The sequence below is a fragment of the Mycobacterium sp. genome (assembly GCF_049585075.1).
Lineage (GTDB): Bacteria > Actinomycetota > Actinomycetes > Mycobacteriales > Mycobacteriaceae > Mycobacterium.
Map to the genome: position 1 here is coordinate 1 of NZ_JBAUZA010000178.1, position 7,664 is coordinate 7,664.

6 protein-coding genes and 1 pseudogene are annotated in these 7,664 nt (G+C 62.6%); 5 read left to right on the forward strand and 2 right to left on the reverse strand.

Going from position 1 to position 7,664, the window contains the following annotated elements; translation table 11 throughout:
- The 5 genes from WB785_RS08380 to WB785_RS08400 all read left to right on the forward strand — a co-directional run.
- Positions 1-760, forward strand: a 760-nt coding sequence (locus WB785_RS08380; RefSeq protein WP_424078414.1) for an ATP-grasp domain-containing protein, incomplete at its 5' end; no start/stop codon positions are given.
- Positions 761-846: 86 nt separating this feature from the next.
- Complete coding sequence (locus WB785_RS08385; RefSeq protein WP_424078415.1) at positions 847-1,263, forward strand: rhodanese-like domain-containing protein; 417 nt, start codon at positions 847-849, stop codon at positions 1,261-1,263.
- Positions 1,260-2,489, forward strand: a complete 1,230-nt coding sequence (locus tag WB785_RS08390; protein WP_424078416.1) for an O-succinylhomoserine sulfhydrylase — start codon at positions 1,260-1,262, stop codon at positions 2,487-2,489. Before WB785_RS08385 ends, WB785_RS08390 begins: the two co-directional genes overlap by 4 nt.
- A gap of 290 nt (positions 2,490-2,779) precedes the next feature.
- The gene (locus WB785_RS08395) at positions 2,780-4,396 is read left to right on the forward strand and encodes a hypothetical protein (protein ID WP_424078418.1); all 1,617 of its coding nucleotides are present in this window, start codon (positions 2,780-2,782) and stop codon (positions 4,394-4,396) included.
- Between the two features lie 165 nt (positions 4,397-4,561).
- On the forward strand, positions 4,562-5,716 hold the full coding sequence (locus tag WB785_RS08400) for a 1,4-beta-xylanase (RefSeq protein ID WP_424078419.1): 1,155 nt from the start codon (positions 4,562-4,564) through the stop codon (positions 5,714-5,716).
- 7 nt (positions 5,717-5,723) lie between these two features.
- Here WB785_RS08400 and WB785_RS08405 read toward each other — a convergent pair whose 3' ends face one another.
- Both WB785_RS08405 and WB785_RS08410 read right to left on the reverse strand, forming a co-directional pair.
- Positions 5,724-6,581, reverse strand: a complete 858-nt coding sequence (locus tag WB785_RS08405; RefSeq protein WP_424078420.1) for an SDR family oxidoreductase — start codon at positions 6,579-6,581, stop codon at positions 5,724-5,726.
- A gap of 48 nt (positions 6,582-6,629) precedes the next feature.
- Positions 6,630-7,664 (reverse strand): annotated as a pseudogene (locus WB785_RS08410) (ornithine decarboxylase); the annotation flags it as partial.

Here is a 7,664-nt window from a genome sequence, read left to right on the forward strand (position 1 = left end):
GGTTCAACCCGTGGCGGCCGCGGCGGGCGCGGGGCAGTCGGTGGTCTTGTTACCGGCCGACGTCGAGCCGGCCTGGCAGCGGGCGGTGTCGGCCGGCGGTCGGCTGGCCCACAACCGAGTGCTGGCCGAGGCCCTCGTCGAGATCGACTTCCACCTCACGCTGCTCACGGTGCGCAGCGTTGGGCCGACGGGGCCGACCGTCGAGTTCTGCGCGCCGATCGGGCATGGCGAGGCCATCGGTGACGTCCAGGAATCCTGGCAACCGCAAAACTTGAGCAACGCGGCGTTGGACGCTGCCAAGTCGATCGCCGCCCGAATCGTCAAGTCGCTGGGCGGGCGCGGCGTGTTCGGTGTGGAGCTGATGATCCGGGGCGACGAGGTGTATTTCAGCGATGTCACCGCACGCCCGTTCGAGAGCGGCCTGGTCACGTTGCGCACCCAGCGGCTTTCGGAATTCGAACTGCAAGCCCGGGCGATTCTGGGCCTGCCCTCCGACACGATCATGATTTCGCCGGGCGCCGCGGAGGTGATCTACGCCGGCCAGGACGGGCCCGGCGCGGCCGCGGGCTCGCAGGGCTCAAAAGCGGTTGGTGGGTTGGCCGATGCGCTGCGGACGCCGGAGAGCGACGTGCGGGTGTTCGGCCGCGGCGAAGCCGAAGAGCGGCGTCCGCTGGGCATGGCCGTCGTCACTGCCAAGGACGTGAGCGCGGCGCGGACTCGTGCTCGCGAGGTGTCGGCGGCACTGCGCCGGCTCTGGTAGTTAGCCGCCCAGTCAGATATGCGAGACTCGGGCGCGTGAGCCGCGCCGGCGACGATACAGAGCGCAGCGATGAGGAGGAGCGGCGCATGACGTACGCAGGAGATATCACCCCGGAGCAGGCTTGGAAGCTGCTCGGCGAGAACCCCGAGGCGGTGCTCGTCGACGTGCGCACCGACGCCGAATGGCGCTTCGTCGGGGTGCCCGACTTGTCCAGCCTGGGCCGCGAGGTCGTGTATGTCGAGTGGAATCGCCTCGACGGCACGCGTAATGGCAACTTCGTTGCCGAACTGACCGATCAACTGCCGGCCGCCGAGGGGGACCGGCCGGTGATCTTCCTGTGTCGCTCGGGGAACCGTTCCATCAGCGCGGCCGAGGCCGCGACCGAGGCGGGTTTCGCCCCGTCGTACAACGTTCTGGACGGCTTCGAAGGACATCTCGACGCCGAAGGTCACCGCGGTGGGGTCGGGTGGCGCGCAATCGGATTGCCGTGGAAGCAATCATGACTTCCGGCGACGAGCCCCGTTCGGTCCGCACACCCGAGCCGCTGCCCGACGGTGTCAGTCAGGCCACCATCGGTGTGCGCGGCGGCATTTTGCGGTCGCAGTTCGAAGAGACTGCCGAGGCCATGTATTTGGCGTCCGGCTATGTCTACGAGTCTGCTGCTGCCGCGGAGAAGTCCTTCACCGGCGAGATCGACCGCTATGTCTACTCGCGCTACGGCAACCCCACGGTCAGCATGTTCGAGGAGCGTTTGCGTTTGATCGAGGGCGCACCGGCAGCTTTCGCGACCGCGAGCGGGATGGCGGCAGTTTTCACATCACTGGGCGCGCTGCTGGGCGCCGGCGATCGACTCGTCGCTGCGCGCAGCCTGTTCGGTTCGTGTTTCGTTGTGTGCAACGAGATCCTGCCGCGCTGGGGGATCGAGACCATCTTTGTCGACGGCGACGACCTATCCCAATGGGAGAAGGCGCTTTCGGTCCCAACAGAGGCGGTGTTCTTCGAGACGCCGTCGAACCCGATGCAGTCGCTGGTCGACATTGCCGCGGTCACCGAGCTTTCGCACGCGGCCGGAGCGAAAGTTGTGCTGGACAATGTCTTTGCGACTCCGCTACTGCAGCAAGGCTTTCCGCTGGGCGTCGACGTGGTGGTCTATTCCGGCACCAAACACATTGACGGCCAAGGCCGGACACTAGGCGGGGCGATTCTCGGCGACAAGGAGTACATCGACGGCCCGGTGCAGAAGCTGATGCGGCACACGGGACCGGCGATGAGCGCGTTCAACGCCTGGGTCATGCTCAAAGGCCTTGAGACGCTGGCGATCCGGGTCGACTACCAGAATGCTTCGGCGCAGCGAATTGCCGAATACCTGGAGGGACACCGGGCGGTGCGGTGGGTGCGATACCCATTTCTGACGTCGCATCCGCAGTACGATCTGGCTAAGCGCCAGATGTCAGGCGGCGGTACCGTGGTGACGTTCGAACTTGATGTTCCCGACAGTGCGGCCAAGCAACGGGCCTTCGAGGTGCTGGACAAGCTACAGCTGATCAATATTTCCAACAATCTGGGCGACGCGAAATCCCTTGTCACTCATCCGGCGACGACCACCCATCGGGCGATGGGACCCGAAGGGCGCGCCGCTATCGGGCTTGGTGATGGGGTAGTTCGAATTTCCGTGGGGCTGGAAAGCACGGACGATCTAATCGCCGATATCGATCAGGCATTGCGCTGAAAGCTGGCAGGATTCTCACAGAATTCTGATCTGTTGGTTCCCATCGTCAGGTGTTATGGCGTTATTGCGCTATTCACCTTGGTGTTTCCAGCTTTTTCCAATCAGTTTGGCAGTTAAGAATGTTCGGCGCGATGGTTAAAGTGTTTTGCACCGGTGTTAAGGCGTGTGTGGCAACATCAAGGCGCCGGCACCGCCGCCGGATATACGGTCACGCCTAACCGCGCTGGGCCAGATATGGAGAGCCGAGAGTGTTTTCGTGCAACCGCCGTCCGCGGACGTCGCCTCATCCGTTGACTGGCGAACTTCACGATTGGACGGTGCTCGTCGACGGGCACGACGTTGCTTGGCAGAGCTATGCCGGTCCGCTGCGACTTGATGAAACGGACATCGCCATCGCTAGCCGCAAGTTGCTTTCGATCGAGCCGTGCGACTTGCTCGAAATGGTTCTTGAGACCGTCGAGTTCTCGTCACCGGCCGATGGGCAATCGCGTTTGATCGTGCATTCGACGACGCCGTTCGCCCGCGGATTCGAGACAGACCTCACCGCGATGGTTGAGGGACGGCCGGTCTCAGACCTCACGACATACGTGGAGACTCGCGGTCTGTATCTCGCGCGCAGCGGTGATCTAGCCGTCGGTCGAACTCGGCCATGGCGTCGCGCGATCGCCAAGCAAGGCGTTCGGCGGTTGGCGATCCCGGATACCGACTACTACTACATGTCGCATGCACTGCTCCGCCGAGCGGTCGATGCTGGGGACCGTGATCCTGTGCTGGCTCGGGTCATTGAGTTCCTACGCGAACGACCTTCGGCGGTGGTGTCTCCGTACGACTTTGAGCCAGAGTTTCAAATACTGGTGACCTGGTTGGCGCAGGCTGCAGGGCTTAAGCGAATTCGGGTTGACGCCAACAACTCTCGCCTTGGCGCTTGGAATGGCAAGCGCATGCTGCATCCGACCGTCGAGTCTGCGCTGCGGCTGAACGGTCAGGTGTCCGACCAACCGGCCCGGGTCATATTGGACCAGGAGCATCGCGCGAGCGAGGCGTTTCAAGCGCTGCGGGCAGCACTTCCAGTGCTCCCGGGCTATACCGTGCCGTGGCGGGAGAACCGCTGCGACTTCAGCGAGGACCTTGTCCGTGCGAGCATGCTTTTGAAGGAGCGCTATGGGTTTTCGCGCGGTTGTCTGAAACCGTCCGACGGCGGAAATGGCGGCCGCATCGAAGCGGGAATCGAACTCGATGACACGTCGCGTCTGGAAGACCTTGCGGTGAAGGCATGGAATTTGGGCGGCGACCAAGTTCTCGAGGCGCACGTTAACTACTTCCAGAGAGAGGTCGGCGGCGAGCAAGTGTTAACCACGCCGTCTGCCCATGTGCGATCGGGAAAATTGTTGGACGGACTGACCCTTCAGTTCATGCGTGGCACGTCTTGGAAGGGCAACATCTTTGTGGGCTCCTCTGATTGGCAGGCCCTGGGATTGGACAAAACGACGTACCCGAAGCTACGGAAAGCGATGGCCGATCTGACGAGGCGGCTGCGCTTGCTGCACTGTGGCGTTGACTTTGCCATCGGTACTTTGGGCGGCAAGTTCGGCGATTCAGTCGTGGCCGCTGTGCAAGACATCAATCCAAAAGTGACCGGTGCCTTGTTCTTACGCGAGTTCATGACGCGCTATCCCGCGATCGGTGTCGGCGCTGCGACACGCGTTCTCGTGCCGGATGCTACCGAAAGCGCCGAGAAGATCCGCTCGCTACTGTCTGAATTCTCAACGACTGACCAGCCTTGTGAGGAAGTCGCCGTCGTTCCGGGACGGTGGGCGATGATCGCTACGTCTGGACGGACTTCGGTATTGGCGGGTGCTCGGGCACTGACCATTGAGCGGATGCTTACCGCTGGCGCCGGAATGTAACACCGCGGCGTGGCACTCGAGGACAACACGCAGAACGCCCAATGTATCGATGAGATAACAGTTCCCGCAACGGTTCACCTGGCCGCGAAACAAACGCGAAACAAAGTAGTGCGACGCGCTGGACGAATACCGGGAACAACGCCCTAGGCAACTTATCGTCATTTTGTGTACCGCCGTACGGTTCTGAAGCTACCGCTGGTGTTAGCCGCCGGCGCGGCTCTGGCTCAGGCACCTCGCGCCTCGGCGGATCCGCCGCGCGCCTCGGCCGAGCCCAGTCGGTGGTCACCCGACCGCGCCAACAGTTGGTACCAAGCGCAGGGATGGCCCGTCGGCGCCAACTTCATTACTTCGAACGCCATCAATCAGATCGAGATGTTTCAGCCCGGCAGCTACGACCCGCGGCGCATCGATACCGAACTGGGCTGGGCCCGGTTCCACGGACTCAACACGGTGCGGGTCTTCCTCCACGATCAGCTGTGGGCGCAGGATTCCCGGGGCTTTCAAGCACGTCTGGCGCAGTTCGTTGGCATCGCGGCCCGACATCGCATCAAACCGCTGTTCGTCCTGTTCGACTCTTGTTGGGATCCGATGCCCAGGCTGGGTCGCCAGCACGCGCCGACGCCAGGGGTGCACAACTCGGGGTGGGTGCAAAGCCCCGGGGCTGAGCGAATCGATGACCGTCGCTACACCCGCACTCTGCAGGACTACGTGACGGGCGTTATGACTCAATTCCGCAATGACGACCGTGTTTTGGGTTGGGACCTGTGGAATGAACCCGACAATCCGGCCAAGCAGTATCGCAACGTCGAGCGGTCAGACAAGCTAGAACGTGTCGCCGACTTGCTGCCGCAGGTGTTCGGGTGGGCGCGCTCCGTTGATGCCCGTCAACCCTTGACGAGTGGTGTGTGGGATGGCGAATGGGGAGATCCCGCAAGCCGCAGCACAATTGCGGGTATCCAGCTCGCCAACTCAGACGTGATCACTTTCCACTCCTATGCCGAGCCGGGGACCTTCGAGTCCCGAATCGCGGAGCTTGCCCCGCAGGGGCGGCCGATCCTGTGCACCGAGTACATGGCGCGCCCGATGGGCAGCACCATCGAGAGCATCCTGCCGATTGCCAAACGGCACAACGTCGGTGCGATCAACTGGGGTTTGGTCGCCGGCAAGACGCAGACCTATTTCCCGTGGGACTCGTGGGATCACCCCTACGCGGCGGTTCCCAAGGTATGGTTCCACGATCTGCTGCGACCGGATGGAACACCCTTCGGAGGCAACGAGTCTCAAACGATCAGAATGCTGAGCGCCGCGAGCGCCGGTTAAGCGGTAATCAATCTTCGTGCTCGACGACGCCCGTCGCGTGCTGTGCACGGTCCTCGTATGCCCGCCGGACGCCTGTGTCGAAGTTGAGGAACACCGTGTCGTTGCCCATCTTCTTGTTCAGCCAGCGGCGGCCGCGGTCCGAGAGCAGCTGCGCCACGATGGCGATGAACCGACCATTGCTGGGCACCGACACCTGGGTCTTCGGCTTGTCGAGCACCTTGACGATTGCCGCGGCGATATCGGTGGGCTCCACCGGTTTTTGAGCGGCCGACGGCGACGTGCCGGAGATCAGTTCGGTGTTGGTGAATGTCGGCAGCACCGCGGTGACCTTCACGCCCTGTGGGGCGAATTCGTCTGCCATCGCGGTAGAAACGCCCACGACTGCGAATTTAGTTCCGGCGTAGACGATTTGGCCCGGCACAGCCACCATGCCGGCTAGGGACGCGATATTGATGATGTGCCCGCTGTGGCGCTTCACCATTTCCGGCAGCACCAGCTGACAGCCGGTGAGCACGCCATAGAAGTTGACCTCGATCGAGGAGCGGATCGCCTGCGTCGATTGCTCCAGGAATGGACCCACCGGCATGACACCGGCGTTGTTGATCAGCACGTCGATGTGCCCGCCTCCGTCGGCACGGGCCTTGTCGAGGAAGGCCGCGAACGATTCGCGATCGGTGACGTCCAGCGGATGGCCGGACACCGAGCCGAGGCTGCTCATGCCGGCGACCGCGCTCTCGAGGACGTCGACGTCCCGGTCGCCGATGACCACCCGTGCACCCCGCGCCAGCAGCGCTTTCGCGGTGGCGTGCCCGATGCCACGGGCAGCGCCGGTGATGACGATGGTCTTACCCCTGATGTTGTCCATGTCGACGGACTTTACAGGTGTCAAGTCTGGCGGGAAACCCTGGTCAGGCTATGGACCGGTGTCGGCTTGCACCGCATCGCCTGGCTGCTGCTGACCGAGCAGCTCATCCTGGCCAACCTCGGGAACGTTGCGACCGTGACCATTCGCACCGCGCTTGCCGGGCCTCTTCTTCGACGCTTTCGGCGAGGGCGTATCCCCGGCGGCGCCGTGACCGTTGGACGGCAGCCCAACTGACGCGCACACCATCTCGATCGCCTTCTCGGTGTAGACGCGATAGCCAAAGTTCGGTACGTAGCCATGGATTTCGCGGGTGTCGAGGTCGCGCATGAACTGCAGTATTTCGCGGCTGAACACCTGACCGGGCACCAGGACCGGGAAACCCGGGGGATAGGGGGTCACGTAGGTCGCGGACACGATCTGGACTCCTGCATCCAACCGTTCTTCGATCTGCTCGCCGGTGAGGTATTCACAGGTGGTGTCGTCATACGAGAGGTAGAACGCGCGGCGGACATCCCCTTCGGGTGTTGGCTCGGTTCCGCTGTGATCCAGGAACGCGGGATGAAAACCGCTGAAATTCGGCAGCGGCACTGGACGTTTGGTCAGCCGATACACCGCCTGTTCGAAGTATTCGCGCTCGCCCAGACTCATCTCGGAGATGGCTTGGTCGAGTTGGTTGGCGATGTTGACCAACACTTCGACCAGGAAAGCCACCGAGCTGCGCGTGGTGCCGATATTGGTCATGAACAGCACGCTGTTACGCGATGTCTTGTTGATCTGAATGCCGTAACGATCCATCAGCTGTTCGCGTTTGAACGTGTCGCCGTCATAACCGGTCCGCCCGATGGACAAAGTGATTCGGGAGGGGTCGAGCACGAACTCATCGTGATCCCAGGCGGCCATCATGTTGCGCAGCCCCGAGCGCAGGGGTTGGTCGATCGCCGTTGGCCGGAACTGTTCCGGGATCAGATGAGAGGTGCCAAGGCAATTCATGTAATTGCTGAGCAAGGGGTGATTGTCAATCGCGTCGCGCAGTTGCATCGCGTTTTCGATTTGCCGCTGCACCAATTCGGCGCCTTCCAACGC